Origin of the sequence: Photobacterium leiognathi, assembly GCF_030685535.1 — a bacterium.
Classification (GTDB): domain Bacteria; phylum Pseudomonadota; class Gammaproteobacteria; order Enterobacterales; family Vibrionaceae; genus Photobacterium; species Photobacterium leiognathi.
This window is the reverse complement of sequence record NZ_CP131601.1, coordinates 2,055,656-2,069,830: the sequence shown is the minus strand read 5'-3', so window position 1 is coordinate 2,069,830 and position 14,175 is coordinate 2,055,656. Positions and strand designations below refer to the sequence as shown.

The following is a 14,175-nucleotide window of genomic DNA, read 5'->3' as shown; positions in this document are numbered from 1 at the left end:
ATTCAAGTGATTACGATGTGATAAAAGGTAAGTAAGCCTTGTATTGCCTCTTATTATTTATGTGTTGCTTGTCTTAAATGTAATCATTTGCAGGGAAATTTTGTTGCATTAAGAACCACGGTCTAAAGTTAAAAAGTGATTAGTTCGTCACTAGTTAGTTTATTCCATCGCTGTTGTCATTTCACGGAGGTTAATGATTAACAGCAAGATAATATAGACAGGGAGTGTGTAATGTGGGCTATTGTTGATTTTGAAGCATCAGGTTTATCAGAGCATTCTTATCCTATTGAAGTGGGGTATTCACTGCCTGATGGTACAAGTAATAGTATGTTGATTAATCCATTATCAACTTCTGATAATTGGACTCACTGGGATCAACAAGCGCAATTAGATATTCATAAACTAACTCGTCAAACTCTTGAACAAGAGGGGATGCAAGTGGTGGATGTCTGTCAGCACTTAAATACAGTGTTGGGACAATATGAATTAGTTCTTTGTGATAGTGAGTGGGATTTATTTTGGTTAGGTCGACTTTACCATGCAGCACACATGCGGCCTTCATTTGTGTTAACCGAAGTGAGCCATTGGCTTAAAAATAAAAATGGTTTAGAGCGTGGGCATTTTAAGTTGGCATTGGATAGCTTATGCGAGATGAAACATCAGGCGGGTTATGATGCCAAGCAAATACGTTTAGTGATTGATACTCTCGTTAAATCATCCTAATTCATTCTTTATATTTAGAAAAATTAAGTTTCGAGGTTTGCGTTTGCTAACTGGAACGGGATGATTACAATGCCACTTTAATTATTGATGATGAGAAATCGAGTGGCTGAGTGTAAAGCGCCTTTTCTAGATACGGATAAATCCATACGTGTTGCTATGTTCAATGTTTCGATGTCAGAGCCTGAATCGGGACGTATCCTGCATCAGACGGCAAAGGCTGATAATAAAAGGTTTCAGCGGTTAGCTGCGATCATTCAACACGTGAATGCTGATGTTTTACTCTTGTGCGAATTTGATCATTTAGGGCAAGGTGGTGATGATGGAAGCCTTAATAACTTTTGCCAACATTATTTAGCACAATCGCAATATCAGCAGAACGCAATTAGTTATCCGTATCGTTATTGCCCGCCTTCAAATACCGGATTACTGAGTCCAGTTGATCTAAATGGTGATGGTATGTGCACATTACCTGAAGATGGTTTGGGTTTCGGTGAATTTCATGGTCATTTCAGCTTTGTGATTTTATCTAAATACCCATTAAATGAAGATAAAATTCGCACTTGGCAGACGTTACTTTGGAAAGCGATGCCTAATGCATTGTTACCTAAAGATTATTATTCAGAAGCGGCACAAGAAGTCCTTCGTTTATCATCAAAAAATCATGTTGTCGTGCCTGTTTTAGTTGATGGTAAAGAAATTAATTTACTGTGTTGTCACCCAACACCACCAGTATTTGATGGAAATGAACGCCGTAACGTCAAACGTAATCATGATGAAATCCAACTGTTAATCGATATCATTGAGAATGCGCCGTATCTTATTGATGATGAAAAGCAAGCTGGTGGTTTAGAGCCTGAGGATGCTTTTATTGTGATGGGGGATCTTAATGCTGATATGGTTGATGGCGATGGCATCAAATCTGCAATTCAGCGTTTACTCAAACACCATAAGATCAATCGTGCTGTTAGTTGTGGAGTAAATACACCGAAAAGTGAAGGTGGACAGCATTACTATCCTTGGCAAAAGCGCAAAGGTCGTAAAAACGAGTGGACACATCTGGCTGGGCTACGTCTTGATTATGTATTACCGTCGACACATTTAGCCGTAAGTAATAGTGGTGTTTTCTGGCCTGATAAACACGATCCTCTATGTCACTTAATTCTAGATTGTAAAGGGAAAGAAAAGCCAACTGCGGGCTCAGATCACCGAATGGTGTGGGTTGATATCATTATTGCTCAGTAACTTGTGTCTGTGACCATGTTAACAATTATGATTCATATGAATGGTAATTGATGAAAAGTTAATAACCTACAAGTCATAAGATGCTAATCTGAACGCTCGTTATTGCTTTAACTATTGAGTGATTATGCGTTTGCTATCTTTTCGTTATTGGGTATTAACTCTTTTATTTTGTTGGTCGTTTGCTGCTCATAGCTTGCAGCTTTCGATCCCATATCAACAAAGCGCTGAGCAAATTCGCCAAACTTTTGAACCTCAGTTATATACGTTACCAGCGTTTACAGCGGGACATTATGGTTTAAGAATGTACCGTCAATCGTTAGATCCGAAATACACAGCGGCTATTTGGCAGGATATGGCACGTGTCGCTAGTAATCTTAATAAGTTTTCAGCGGAACTCACCACACCAGAGCAGATCACTCAATATGGTTTAAACCGATTAAAAAGCTATGAAAATTCACCTAAAGAACGCAGTCAGCGTCGATTAGCCGCAACAAAAGCGATGCCTGAATATATGTATTTAGGAGTAGGGTTGCTAGGTTCAATGGCGCGTGCGAATGAATATGGTTTAAAACACCGTGATGATGCCAAGTTAAGAGAAGTGATCCGTTGCTATGATTTCAAAAAATACGCAACAGATCCTGAAATGATCCGTGCATGGGGAGCACAATTAGCCAATCAAGTTTACTGGTTACGTCAACTGGGTGAACAAGATGTGGTGAATGAGTTCGTTGTTGCCTTTCGTGAAACTTACCCTGACAGTAAAGACAGTAAGTTATCGGAGCAGCAATACGGCAATAAAATTTATATATTAACCCATATAATTTTTGCGGCATCGCAGTATTATCAGCTACCAATTCAAGAGAAAGATTTTCAATGGATCTTTGATTACTACCGAAAAAATATCGATAACATCATCAAAAATACTAAAGAAGATATCATTGCCGAAGTCGGTGTTAATTTCTTATTAGCAGGCCTTGATAATGATCCCGTTGTCGGAAAAACGCGTTATGCGATCCAACATGCAATCAATGACAAACATGGGATGATCCCATCTGTAACTGGGGATTTTGATTTAGCATCTGGTGAACATCGAAATGTACTTGCCATCATGCTACTTGATTGGAAAGGGACGAATATAGGTCCAACGGTTAATCGTCAGCCTGATATGTTTAAACGCATTCCGTATGGGTTGATTGCTAAATAAGCCGTTAACGCTAGAAAACAAAAAAGGTGAAGTACGAGATATCGACTTCACCTTTTTTGGGCGTGAATAATTAGTTTGTTTCTTTAGGCTTACGCGCCCAAATTTCAATTTTCGCTTTCTTTGTCACACCAGCAGCGTTCAATGCAAGATTACCTAGGCTCTTATAGCTTAGCGTGATCTTATTAATCGTCTGCTCTTTAGTATTTAACACGAGCGGACGTGTTGAGCTGTCAGCAGTTAATACTCCCAGTGTTTGTAAATTTTGGGTTTTGCCGTCTGCATAACTGACGTTGATATCTTTAATATTCACCGTACCTTGGGTACAAGTAAGTTTAAGCGCGTCGTATTTCTGCTTAGAAAAATAGTTATTGATATCTACAACGTCTTCTTCACTTTTAAAATTAGCAGTTTTAGTTGCGATTTTTACCCAGCCATCTTTCTCTACTTTAGGTGTACTGTTACATCCATTTAGCGTCAGTATGACTAATGTACTTAGTAAAAATGTGCGTAAAAATGCGACCATAAGTTATTCACCTATATAAAGAAATGAGTATTTAGTGAACATTATGAGCTAAATTTTATAAAGAGAATACTGAAAAGTTCTGAATAAGCAAACAACAGTAGTTACTGCTGTTTGCTTCGAGGATCAGAAATATTTACTGCGGATTTTTGCGTACTTTTCTTTGAGTGAGCTAGTTGTAAATGTTTTAACAACCATTGTTGGCGACCAATAATGTGGTGCCCAGCCTGCTTTTTGCTTTAATTGCTGAACAAACTGCTCCGGCGTAACCCCTTTTTTCCAGCGGCTAGGCAGAATGATAGCTTGCGTTTGACGATCTGTTAGCATCACGCCAACGCGATGGTGTCTTAGGTATTCAACTAACGCTTGGTGTGAGTCAATCTCAAGGGGCTCTAGTGGCGAAAGTACTTCAACTTCAATGGTTAAGTCATCAAGTTGCTCTTCTGAAAGCGGCATGAAACGACGATCTTCATAAGCACTAGCAATCGCTTTGTTGTGTACTTCAATGACCAATGGGCGTGATGGGAAAGGGGTTCCCATTGATCCTTGTAATTCGTTGTTTACTTCTAGTGTGACAAAGCATGCACCGGGTTGCTGCATTTTTCGTGTGTAATGCTCAAGCCTTGGTGCATCAATAGAGTGATCTGAAAAATGATCTTGAATTGCATTACGTGCAATATCAAGTAACTGTGTTAGTTCACCTTTATTATAGGTTAGTGGTGAAGCAGTTATTATAGCCACAACGTTCTCCTTTACTCTGTATAACAGAGCAGCAAATTTCCGTGTAATAAAAGCAATTTATTGTTGTTTATCTTGGTTCTGATGCTTTTTAGAAACTATTAGCGTTTTTACATGTATACCCAAATAGCCTCAAGGTCTTAGGTTCAGCGATAATGACTCAGTTTGCTTACGAGAAAGTACATGACAATTTCGATTATGCTTTATCAACGTAGTAATAGCTGACTATTACACAGCGTGCTTTGATTTAATGTGGCGCTGTGACAACAGGTTGAATCTTGAAGTTACTTGGGTATAGATATTAAGGAACGAATAACAATAGTACGAGAATCAATATCAGCTATTTTTGACTAATTTTCAATATGTGAAAGGTTAAAATTTGTTAAGTTAGTAATAAATAATTTCACTGCTCTATACTAAATTTAGTCCAATTAAAACATATGGTTAACTTTTTGGTGTTTGTTTTTTATATTTACCATTGTTATTTTTAACTGAAGTTAAGAATGAAAAGTGAACAATGCAAACAAATAGACACACTGTTTATATTCTAAACACTGTGAAGAGAGATATTTTACTATCGGCACACTTTCAATTATCTTGGCGGACTTACATTAATGATTGAAATGGCATGGCGATGACAGAAGCACAAAACCTTACTATCGAACAGCTTGCACAATACGACAATCTTATGATCACACAACCAAATTGTCCTTACTGTGTTAAAGCTAAAGCGTTACTGGATGAACGTGGTACTGAGTACACAACGTTAGTATTAGGCCAAAATTTATCGAAAATTGTAATGGTCGATTTTATTGAACAGAAAACAGGAACAACAGTTCGCACTGTTCCTCAAATAATTCTTGATGGCAAATATATTGGTGGTCATGACGACTTAGTCGCATTTCTTGAACGCCAAGTAGAAACATCAGAATTTGATGACTTTGAATTATAAGCAGGAAGGGCTAACTAGCCCTTTTTGTTTTTAACGATCTTCCATATATAAAGGAAGTAGAGATGAAACTCGATTTTTCGCAATTGAATAAGCAGTCCAAACGCTCTTTTGGCGATCAGCAAGCGATGATTAAGAAAGTCATGCAAGGCAAAGCAGTTAATTGTACTGAATGTGGGCAGCCTTTATTTTTAGTGACACCAGAACAAAGTGATGTACCAGGTATCGCTTGTAAAAAAGGTTGTACTCATATCCATTTGGATTTTTCTTAATAAAGAGTGCTGTTTAATTAATCACTCGTGTTTAAAAAAACAGCACTTGCATCGTTTGTGCTATTCTTATTCTCAGCATGTTATTCAACATTTCTTAGTATTATTTCTCCTTTTTCTTTACTTTACCGCCACTCTTAGGCGGTTGCTGGGGAGACTATTCTTGTATCTACGACAACAAGATAGTTATTTTCACCCAAATCATGCTTGTTTTCTACGTATCCTGTCTGTGCCAATTAGTTATCCATATGAATAAAAAGAAAAAAGCGTCTTTTTTATAAGGTGGTGCAAAATTTTGCGTTATCTATAATCAAATAGTCTAATGTTGATGAAAGAATAGTTAGAATACGATGTAAATATTAGGCTTATTTTGTTATGGATATTCTGTTTTTTGATGAGTGAAGTGACGTCTCGAATACTAATTATCCGTTTTTTAGTCAGTTATGCTCTCTATTGACAGTTGTGACAGTCAAATGTTTATATATTGCGGCTCGAATTTTATTTACAGGACTAAATATTATTCATTTGGGCGATAATCATAATGGGACTTTATTAATGAGTAAGCACGATAAATATAGTATTGAAAATACCGACTACACGATTGGACAAGATAATGTTCAAAAATGGGGCTTTGATGTCCACAATGCGGTATTTGGTGTGAGTGCTGGGCTGATCGTTCTTTTCTTAGCTGCCATTCTTATCAGCGATCCTGCAACAGCAAAAGCAACATTAGATAGTGTTAAAACCGCTATCGTGAATAAATTTGATTCCATGTTTCTATGGGCGGGTAACTTTTTTGTTATCTTTTGTTTAGGACTCATCATTTCTCCTTATGGCCGCATTCGTTTAGGTGGTAAGGATGCAGAATCTGAACACTCAACGCTATCTTGGCTGGCAATGTTATTTGCTGCGGGTATGGGTATCGGTTTGATGTTCTGGAGTGTGGCAGAGCCTGCCGCTTATTACACCTGCTGGGGTGGTACTCCTTTAAATGTGACACCAGAAACACCAGAAGCGTTCAAGGTTGCGATGGGTGCAACCATGTACCACTGGGGATTACATCCTTGGGCAATTTACGGTGTAGTCGCATTATCAATGGCATTCTTTGCATATAACAAAGGATTACCTTTATCTATTCGTTCTGTTTTCTACCCAATACTTGGTGATCGTACATGGGGTTGGGCTGGTCACATTGTAGATATCCTTGCTGTACTTGCTACTTTATTTGGTTTAGCAACGTCACTTGGTTTAGGTGCTCAGCAGGCTGCCAGTGGTATTAATCATGTGTTTGGTACACAAGGTGGCTTAGGCTTACAAATTGGTATTATCATTGTCGTTACATTAATTGCTATTTACTCAGTAGCACAAGGTATCGACTCTGGCGTGAAGCTATTAAGTAATATCAATATGATTGTAGCCTTGATCTTACTTGTGTTTGTGGGTGCAGTGGGCTTTTCTGTTTCAATGCATACTATTCCTACAACGATTATGGGTTATGTCGAAAACTTCATTCCATTGAGCAACCCTTATGGTCGTACTGATCAGGCATGGTTACATGGTTGGACTGTTGTTTACTGGGCATGGTGGATTTCATGGTCACCATTTGTTGGCTCATTTATCGCACGTATTTCAAAAGGTCGAACTATTCGTGAGTTCTTGGTTGCTGTACTGATTGTACCGACACTGGTAACAACTGTTTGGATGTCAGTGTTTGGTGGTCAGGCTATTCACCAAGTGATGGATAAGATTGGTTCATTAGGTCAAAACGGTATCACTGAAGTGCCATTAGCAATGTTCCAAATGTTCGATGCACTACCAATGGGTACGATTCTCTCTGTAATTGCGGTAGGTCTGGTATTAGTATTCTTCATTACTTCATCAGATTCAGGCTCTTTAGTTATCGATAGTATTACCGCTGGTGGTAAGGTGGATAACCCGGTTGCTCAGCGTGTTTTCTGGGCGGTGATTGAAGGTTTAATTGCGATTGCACTACTGTGGGTTGGTGGTACTCAAGCAATTGAAGCACTGCAAGCTGGCACAATATCGACAGCATTACCGTTTACCATTATTTTGCTACTGATGTGTCTAAGTTTGCTACTTGGTTTTAGAACTGAAAAGTATAAATAACCTAGCGAGTAGACAATTTAATTCGTAGTAAAAGATAAATAAAAACCGCAGCTTTCTGGCTGCGGTTTTTTTTATTCCCAAATATGATTGATAGGGGTGTCGGGCGAGAAATGATAAGCAATTTGTGCTTGGAGTAACTCTGCCGTCGCGAGTGCATCTGTCAAAGCATGGTGGGGTTGATAAGTTGGAAGCCCATAGCGGCTACGGCATTTACCTAATCGCACAGAACCTGGTTTCTTCCCCTTTAATCTTGCCCAAAATCCGCTATTTTGTTGGGCTTGGATCTGCGCTTCAATGGCTAGTGTATCTACAACAGGAAATTGAATACCTTCGTTTAAACGCACATGTAAGGCTTTATCCATAAACTGACGTTCTATCGCCTTGTAATGAACAACGACCACTTTCCCTGCTAATGCATCTAGTACCGATTCTAAAATACGGCGTAGATCTGGCGCTGTTTGAACATCCGAATGGGTAATACCATGGATGATCACTGACTCTTCATCTAGTTTTGATTTCGGTTTGACCACCCAATGCTGTGACTGTTTGCAGTAAATACGATGGATAGTAAAAGGAACCAAACCAACACTGATGATATCGTCTTTGTTGGCATTTAATCCGGTTGTTTCAAAATCAAGGGCAACAAACTCAACGTCACTGAGTGGGGTATCACCACTGATCATGCCGTGTTGGTAATATTGCGCAATACGAGGATCTTTTGCATTTTCAGCACAAGACTGGAATATTTGTTGCCAATCAAGGAGCCGAGTATTACGCATAAAGTGACCTGATGATGTTTGTTTGAATGCTTCTCTAAACATAACGTGTTCTATTAACGATTACCTTGATAACGGTATTTTACAAAGTTCTGTGCCTTACTGAGGATCTGGAATGCATCCTTGAGGTTACGACGTTCAAAGTCAGACATATTTTCAGGTTCAATACTGTTATCAGCTTCTTGCCCAGCTTCGACATCGAGTGCTTGGTGACGAATACGTACTAATGAAATGTATTCCATCGCATCGCGTAAATCTTGTGCTCGCCCCGGTGGTAGAATGCCGCTTTCGATAATGTCATCTAAACGTTCTAATGAATTTTGTGAACGTGAACCCACGGCTAAAGCATGGACACGGATAAGATCGGCAAGGGGAGCCGTACCGCGACGTTTCAAGTTAATCGAGTTGTTGTGTCGACCATCTTTTTCCATCACAAAGTCTTTAAAGAAGCCTAATGGTGGAGTGCGGTTGATCGCATTGCGAGCTAAACAAGCTAAAAATCGTGGGCTGTTACGTGCACGACGCACAATAAAACCGTTCAGTTGTTTTGCCCAACGTAATCTTCCCCATACGCCACCTAAGTCAAAAAAGATTGAGCTGTTTAATAACGCTTGAGGTTTAGGGTTATCTATCCAATCTGCAAAGCATTGCTCCCATTCCTGACGAGTTTTACGCCATTCAGGATTGGTTGCCATAATATCGCCAGTACAATAGCTATAGCCACAAGCGGCAAGACCATCACAGACAAATTTTGCGAGAGCTTCAAAATAAGCATTGTGTTTATCGTGTTCATAGTTGTTATCAAGAATAATCGCATTGTCTTGATCGGTAACAATCAGTTGTTCATCACGCGCCATAGAGCCGAGTGCTAAGAAACAATATTGGATTGGTGGTGGCCCTAATTCTTCCTCAGCAAGCTCTAATAGACGTTGTTTGAAGCTACGCCCAATTTCAGCCATCGCACTACCAATCATGTGCGAGTTAGCATCTTCATTTACCATACGCACGAAACAATCTTTGACTTGAGCGGAGAGTTGGATCAGCTCTTCTACCGATTGCTGCTGATAAATGCTACTTACTAAAAGCAAGCTGTTTTGCGATTCATAACGGACAATATCAGAGACACTAATAACACCGATAGGTTGCTTGTTACGTAATACTGGCAAGTGATGAATGTTATAACGAAGCATGGTTAGCATGGCTTCAAAAACATAGGCGTTATGATCAAGTGTGATTGGCTCTGCGGTCATAACTGAAGAAACAGCCTCAGAGGTTGATATGCCTTCAGCGAGGACACGGGTACACAAATCACGGTCGGTGATGATACCAGCGACATAATCGTTATCGTCATCATCATCAGTTGCGGTGTTATCACTTAACAGTAGGGCTGAAACACCTTCAGTCGCCATGGTTTGCGCTGCTGTTTGGATAGACTCGTTTTTATCGATGATCACCGCGTCACGGGTGATTAAAGTGCGAAGTTTGGATGTCGTGAGATCATTTTCATCATGTTGACTAGAAACGGCATGACGTAAGCGTGCCCCGTCTTCAACTTCAACAAAGTCAGCAAAGCTATCATATTGGTCACAGAGCTTGATAAACAGATCATTAGGAATGCAATAAAGAAGGGTATCTTCAAGTGCTTTAGCAGGCATTCTGACTCTATTATTCATTAATAGACCCATCTGCCCAAAAATATCACCTTCATCTAGGCGATTGTAAAGCTCACCTTTACGGCGGTAAATTTCAACGGAACCACTACGGATAAGAAATAAGTCATGAATACTGTCCCCTGTATTAAGGATCATCGTATTTGCTCGGTAATAAGCGACTTCAATTTCCATCGCAAGCTCATGCTGCTGCGCCTCGGGCAAATTATCAAAAGGCGGATATTGAGAGATAAAATTAAGAATTTCTATTTGTTCCGCTTCCATTTCATTTTCCGTTATTTTTGAAGTAAATATTTAATTACGCTTCATCATGTTTAATATTCTGTATTAAAGACACTAAAGATGATTATTAAGTATTAATTGATTATTTTATAACTTACAAATAAGGGTAAAGCATAAACGAGAAGATTTAAACGCTTGCAAGGAGAGTAAGCGTTAAAGATAGGTCAAATTATGAGGGATTACTGAGTTACATCAGTAGGTAAGCGATAAAGCCACTACCGATAAGACAAGCACCAGAGAAAAAGCCTGATTCGATACGGCTTTCTGCTAAATCATCAACGTCATCATATTTTACTGTTAGTAATGAAACGGCGAAGCCAGCTGACATGGCAAACAGTAGTACACCTAAGCTAAATAACACGGCTTGAATAAAATCTAACACTTCCATGCAAACTAATCCTTTAGTCAAACAATAATAGTAACGACTAAATATAATAGCTTGAGAATATGTGACTGCAAAATAAAAATATAAAGATGAGATCTTCTCGACAAAAAGTTACGTGTTTAATTCCATTTATTTAATAGGCTTATTCGTACTAATGAGACAGAAATATATTATTAAGAATAATATATTTTCAAAAAAGTCAGTTTATAAATTGATTTTAATAGAATGCAAAAAAGAGAATAGATGTATTTCAAAATATTAATCTAAAAATTTGGTTAATCTAGTTGATTGTAGTATCAATAAAAACGGAAACTGTATTAGGCTTTAAGGAAGTGACATCTTAAGTGGCATGAAGGGAAGCATAACGTAGATATCTGACGATGGGGTATCAGTGTGAGAATTGTTTTCTTTGGCGAAGCGCTTGTTGAAATTAACCACTCTACTAAGTTTTCAACGTATGGAGGGGATATACCCAATATTGCCTTGTATCTAGCTCGTTTAGGACAATCACGTTCTATATCAGTGAGCTATGCGACGGCAGTAGGAACAGATAAACTTTCTCTTTCCTTACTTGCACGCTGGCAGCAGGAAAAGATTGATACTAGTTTAGTTCGCTACTTCTCAACCAAATTTCCTGATCTTTGCTACATTGAAACGGATAGAGAAGGAATGTGTTATCGCCATTTTTGGAATAAAGATAATGCAGCCCGTTATTACTTTGCCTCTAGTTCATTATCACCGAACACTTCACCGTTAGAAATTGCCCTTCATAAGTATCATTATCATGCGATTTATATTAGTGCTGTGAGCTTTGGACTATTAACGGAAGATGCAAAAGCTACGTTATTAGTCTTACTAGAAAAGTTTAAGCGCAAAGGAGGGAAGGTTTATTTCGATAATCGTTATCGAGCGCATTTATGGACACCGCAACAAGCAAAGTATTGGATATGTCAGTTATTACCTTATATTGATATCGCTTTTATTGATTCGAAAGATGAACAACAAGTATGGGGAACTGATGAGCATATTATTGAGCGCTATAGTCGTTTTAATTGTTGTGAATTAGTCATTAAGCAATATTCGTCATCGAATGATTTCTCCAGTCAATGTGACAAACTAAACATCTCTTCTCGTTCTTCTGCCATGAGTATATCCCTTATTCAAGCAGTGGAGCGTAATCAAACCTCTATACATCTCATAGATAATGCATTCATTGCAGGTTATCTTGCCGGTAGGATCAGTGGAAAAAGTCTTGAGCATTCATTAAAACTTGGAAAAAGCCTAACGGCGAGAGTACTGAATCATCCTACTGCCGTTATTCCAGCTGCGGCAATGCGCGACATGATGTGACTTGGCGCATAACTTACGAGCTGAATTCTATATTCTGGTTGTAAAATAATCGCTTAGCATTTATTTCTCAAAATTAGTGTTGACTCAAATGCTACATTCCGTAGAATGCACCCCATACCGAAGAGCAACAAACTTATCGGTAAGAAACAAAGGCGCGTTGGCAGAGTGGCTATGCAGCGGATTGCAAATCCGTGGACCTCGGTTCGACTCCGGGACGCGCCTCCATTTGCGACACTAGCTCAGCTGGTAGAGCGCAACCTTGCCAAGGTTGAGGTCACGAGTTCGAACCTCGTGTGTCGCTCCAAATTAAAAGATATGGCGTTAAAGCGGTATCTATAGATGGTGTCTAACCCATCGCAAGAAATTGCGTGCCCTGGTGGTGGAATTGGTAGACACAAGGGATTTAAAATCCCTCGGCGTTCGCGCTGTGCCGGTTCAAGTCCGGCCCGGGGCACCATCTTAACTTACAAACTTATGTAAGTATTAAAATAAGATCAAAAGATATGGCTTAAAGCGGTATCTACAGATGGTGTCTAACCCATCGCAAGAAATTGCGTGCCCTGGTGGTGGAATTGGTAGACACAAGGGATTTAAAATCCCTCGGCGTTCGCGCTGTGCTGGTTCAAGTCCGGCCCGGGGCACCATCTATAAGAAAGCTCATCATTTGATGGGCTTTTTTTTCATCTGTTGTTTTGAATATTTTATTGAGACTATGATGCAATAAAAAAGAGCCATCAGGCTCTTCTTTATTATTTTTCGCTATCAGTACCGAAGCGAATAATACAGCTCTTTGCAAATTCAGTTGCTTCGTTTGCTGTCCAATCACCCTTAGGCTTTTCTTTTAATTGGTTACACCAGTCTTCGCTTCCTACTTCTGGTGAACACGCTGTTAGTAGTGTCACTGCACCTAATAAAACCAATAACTTTTTCATTTTGATTCCTTTATACATCATTTGCTAAGTGCTATAGCGTTAAAATTTTGCAATTAGTTTATAGGCTGCAAGAATGGCTTAAAGGCTATGGATAAGCAAATTTTTCAGCTGGTTTATTGTCAAAATTGTGTCATATTTCAATGACAAAGCATCGTATTGATGCTGTACTCTAAAAGAAGTACTCATCATTTTTCTTGATACCTAATCTGAAAATTTATAGCGTTATAATATTGAATTCATCGCAAGGAGGGCGGGATGAAATTAAATTGCGATATGGGAGAAAGTTTCGGTGCTTGGACAATAGGCGACGATGCTTCAGTCATGCCATGGATTAATATGGCTAATATTGCTTGTGGTTTTCATGCTTCAGATCCTAATGTGATGGCAACGACAGTGGCTCTTGCGCTACAACATAACGTGATGATTGGAGCACACCCAGGTTATCAAGATAAAGAAGGCTTTGGTCGCCGTCATATTCCGCATACGGTAGATGAAATTCGTCACAGTATTGCTTATCAAGTGGGGGCATTAGATGCGCTGTGTGCCTTGCACGAAGCACAGGTCTCATACGTTAAGCCTCACGGGGCGTTATACAATGACATGATGAAAGATCCAGCTTTGTTTGAAGCTATTGTTCTTACTGTTTCTAAGTTGAACTTCTCTCGCCCTCATCCTCTTTCATTAATGGTCTTATCAAAAGCTAGTAATGACGCTTATATTCAAATAGCGCAGCAATATGATGTGAATTTATTATTTGAAGCTTTTGCAGATAGAGCCTACACCTCTGAAGGATTCTTGGTTCCACGAACAGAGCCTAATGCGGTTCATCATCATCCCGATTTGATCAAAGCGCAGGTGCTACAACTGGCACAAGGTAAAGTTAAAACACATTGTGGTAAGTTACTTTCACTCACCGTTGACACAATTTGTGTTCATGGGGATAACCCAGAATCCATTGCAACGATTAAAGCGCTCTCACAGTTGCTAGATACAGCACAGATTTAATTG

Annotated in this window: 14 protein-coding genes and 4 tRNA genes; 12 read left to right on the top strand and 6 right to left on the bottom strand. The window is 39.2% G+C overall.

Annotation, left to right across the window (positions count from 1 at the left end):
- Positions 1 to 231 precede the first annotated feature (231 nt).
- The 3 genes from Q7674_RS16610 to Q7674_RS16600 all read left to right on the top strand — a co-directional run bounded on the left by Q7674_RS16610 (position 232) and on the right by Q7674_RS16600 (position 3,169).
- Positions 232 to 723: a hypothetical protein gene (locus Q7674_RS16610; RefSeq protein WP_008987423.1), complete on the top strand. Its 492-nt coding sequence runs from the start codon at positions 232 to 234 to the stop codon at positions 721 to 723.
- A 171-nt stretch (positions 724 to 894) separates the two neighbouring features.
- Positions 895 to 1,965, top strand: coding sequence for an endonuclease/exonuclease/phosphatase family protein (locus tag Q7674_RS16605; RefSeq protein WP_425260720.1), 1,071 nt, complete (start codon positions 895 to 897; stop codon positions 1,963 to 1,965).
- Positions 1,966 to 2,089: 124 nt separating this feature from the next.
- The gene (locus Q7674_RS16600; protein ID WP_023931770.1) at positions 2,090 to 3,169 is read left to right on the top strand and encodes a DUF3541 domain-containing protein; all 1,080 of its coding nucleotides are present in this window, start codon (positions 2,090 to 2,092) and stop codon (positions 3,167 to 3,169) included.
- Between the two features lie 70 nt (positions 3,170 to 3,239).
- On the opposite strand, the gene Q7674_RS16595 is transcribed toward Q7674_RS16600, so the two are convergent.
- Together Q7674_RS16595 and amrA are read right to left on the bottom strand one after the other, a co-directional pair.
- Positions 3,240 to 3,692 (bottom strand): DUF2541 family protein, encoded by a 453-nt coding sequence (locus Q7674_RS16595; protein ID WP_045064663.1) that lies wholly within the window; start codon positions 3,690 to 3,692, stop codon positions 3,240 to 3,242.
- A gap of 123 nt (positions 3,693 to 3,815) precedes the next feature.
- The gene (gene amrA / locus Q7674_RS16590) at positions 3,816 to 4,430 is read right to left on the bottom strand and encodes an AmmeMemoRadiSam system protein A (RefSeq protein ID WP_023931773.1); all 615 of its coding nucleotides are present in this window, start codon (positions 4,428 to 4,430) and stop codon (positions 3,816 to 3,818) included.
- Between the two features lie 631 nt (positions 4,431 to 5,061).
- Between amrA and Q7674_RS16585 the strand changes: the two genes are divergently transcribed.
- The 3 genes from Q7674_RS16585 to Q7674_RS16575 all read left to right on the top strand — a co-directional run bounded on the left by Q7674_RS16585 (position 5,062) and on the right by Q7674_RS16575 (position 7,772).
- Positions 5,062 to 5,379 carry a glutaredoxin domain-containing protein gene (locus Q7674_RS16585; RefSeq protein ID WP_045064709.1) on the top strand — a complete coding sequence of 106 codons (318 nt, stop codon included), beginning with the start codon at positions 5,062 to 5,064 and terminating at the stop codon, positions 5,377 to 5,379.
- A 62-nt stretch (positions 5,380 to 5,441) separates the two neighbouring features.
- Complete coding sequence (locus Q7674_RS16580) at positions 5,442 to 5,648, top strand: hypothetical protein (protein ID WP_008987417.1); 207 nt, start codon at positions 5,442 to 5,444, stop codon at positions 5,646 to 5,648.
- A 552-nt stretch (positions 5,649 to 6,200) separates the two neighbouring features.
- The gene (locus Q7674_RS16575) at positions 6,201 to 7,772 is read left to right on the top strand and encodes a BCCT family transporter (protein WP_305422864.1); all 1,572 of its coding nucleotides are present in this window, start codon (positions 6,201 to 6,203) and stop codon (positions 7,770 to 7,772) included.
- A gap of 71 nt (positions 7,773 to 7,843) precedes the next feature.
- Here Q7674_RS16575 and Q7674_RS16570 read toward each other — a convergent pair whose 3' ends face one another.
- The 3 genes from Q7674_RS16570 to Q7674_RS16560 all read right to left on the bottom strand — a co-directional run bounded on the left by Q7674_RS16570 (position 7,844) and on the right by Q7674_RS16560 (position 10,888).
- Positions 7,844 to 8,593, bottom strand: a complete 750-nt coding sequence (locus Q7674_RS16570) for a 3'-5' exonuclease (protein ID WP_023931777.1) — start codon at positions 8,591 to 8,593, stop codon at positions 7,844 to 7,846.
- A gap of 11 nt (positions 8,594 to 8,604) precedes the next feature.
- Positions 8,605 to 10,482, bottom strand: coding sequence for a DUF294 nucleotidyltransferase-like domain-containing protein (locus Q7674_RS16565; protein ID WP_023931778.1), 1,878 nt, complete (start codon positions 10,480 to 10,482; stop codon positions 8,605 to 8,607).
- Positions 10,483 to 10,687: 205 nt separating this feature from the next.
- A complete protein-coding gene (locus Q7674_RS16560; RefSeq protein WP_023931779.1) occupies positions 10,688 to 10,888 on the bottom strand; it encodes a hypothetical protein in 201 nt (66 codons plus the stop codon).
- Between the two features lie 390 nt (positions 10,889 to 11,278).
- Between Q7674_RS16560 and Q7674_RS16555 the strand changes: the two genes are divergently transcribed.
- The 5 genes from Q7674_RS16555 to Q7674_RS16535 all read left to right on the top strand — a co-directional run bounded on the left by Q7674_RS16555 (position 11,279) and on the right by Q7674_RS16535 (position 12,879).
- Positions 11,279 to 12,235 (top strand): PfkB family carbohydrate kinase, encoded by a 957-nt coding sequence (locus Q7674_RS16555; protein WP_305422861.1) that lies wholly within the window; start codon positions 11,279 to 11,281, stop codon positions 12,233 to 12,235.
- 151 nt (positions 12,236 to 12,386) lie between these two features.
- Positions 12,387 to 12,460, top strand: a tRNA-Cys gene (locus Q7674_RS16550).
- A gap of 3 nt (positions 12,461 to 12,463) precedes the next feature.
- Positions 12,464 to 12,539, top strand: a tRNA-Gly gene (locus tag Q7674_RS16545).
- 66 nt (positions 12,540 to 12,605) lie between these two features.
- Positions 12,606 to 12,692: transfer RNA gene (locus Q7674_RS16540), tRNA-Leu, on the top strand.
- A gap of 100 nt (positions 12,693 to 12,792) precedes the next feature.
- A tRNA-Leu gene (locus Q7674_RS16535) sits at positions 12,793 to 12,879 on the top strand.
- A 105-nt stretch (positions 12,880 to 12,984) separates the two neighbouring features.
- Here Q7674_RS16535 and Q7674_RS16530 read toward each other — a convergent pair.
- Positions 12,985 to 13,167 (bottom strand): DUF3012 domain-containing protein, encoded by a 183-nt coding sequence (locus tag Q7674_RS16530; protein WP_008987411.1) that lies wholly within the window; start codon positions 13,165 to 13,167, stop codon positions 12,985 to 12,987.
- A 255-nt stretch (positions 13,168 to 13,422) separates the two neighbouring features.
- On the opposite strand from Q7674_RS16530, the gene Q7674_RS16525 reads away from it, so the two are divergent.
- Positions 13,423 to 14,172 (top strand): 5-oxoprolinase subunit PxpA, encoded by a 750-nt coding sequence (locus Q7674_RS16525; RefSeq protein ID WP_045065847.1) that lies wholly within the window; start codon positions 13,423 to 13,425, stop codon positions 14,170 to 14,172.
- The last annotated feature ends 3 nt before the right edge of the window (positions 14,173 to 14,175 follow it).

Excerpts from the sequence above, each read along its gene's own strand:
- Q7674_RS16610 (WP_008987423.1), top strand. The coding sequence starts at position 232 with ATGTGGGCTATTGTTGATTTTGAAGCATCAGGTTTATCAGAGCATTCT.
- Q7674_RS16605 (WP_425260720.1), top strand. The coding sequence starts at position 895 with ATGTCAGAGCCTGAATCGGGACGTATCCTGCATCAGACGGCAAAGGCT.
- Q7674_RS16600 (WP_023931770.1), top strand. The coding sequence starts at position 2,090 with ATGCGTTTGCTATCTTTTCGTTATTGGGTATTAACTCTTTTATTTTGT.
- Q7674_RS16595 (WP_045064663.1), bottom strand. The coding sequence starts at position 3,692 with ATGGTCGCATTTTTACGCACATTTTTACTAAGTACATTAGTCATACTG.
- Q7674_RS16585 (WP_045064709.1), top strand. The coding sequence starts at position 5,062 with ATGACAGAAGCACAAAACCTTACTATCGAACAGCTTGCACAATACGAC.
- Q7674_RS16580 (WP_008987417.1), top strand. The coding sequence starts at position 5,442 with ATGAAACTCGATTTTTCGCAATTGAATAAGCAGTCCAAACGCTCTTTT.
- Q7674_RS16575 (WP_305422864.1), top strand. The coding sequence starts at position 6,201 with ATGAGTAAGCACGATAAATATAGTATTGAAAATACCGACTACACGATT.
- Q7674_RS16570 (WP_023931777.1), bottom strand. The coding sequence starts at position 8,593 with ATGTTTAGAGAAGCATTCAAACAAACATCATCAGGTCACTTTATGCGT.
- Q7674_RS16565 (WP_023931778.1), bottom strand. The coding sequence starts at position 10,482 with ATGGAAGCGGAACAAATAGAAATTCTTAATTTTATCTCTCAATATCCG.
- Q7674_RS16560 (WP_023931779.1), bottom strand. The coding sequence starts at position 10,888 with ATGGAAGTGTTAGATTTTATTCAAGCCGTGTTATTTAGCTTAGGTGTA.
- Q7674_RS16530 (WP_008987411.1), bottom strand. The coding sequence starts at position 13,167 with ATGAAAAAGTTATTGGTTTTATTAGGTGCAGTGACACTACTAACAGCG.
- Q7674_RS16525 (WP_045065847.1), top strand. The coding sequence starts at position 13,423 with ATGAAATTAAATTGCGATATGGGAGAAAGTTTCGGTGCTTGGACAATA.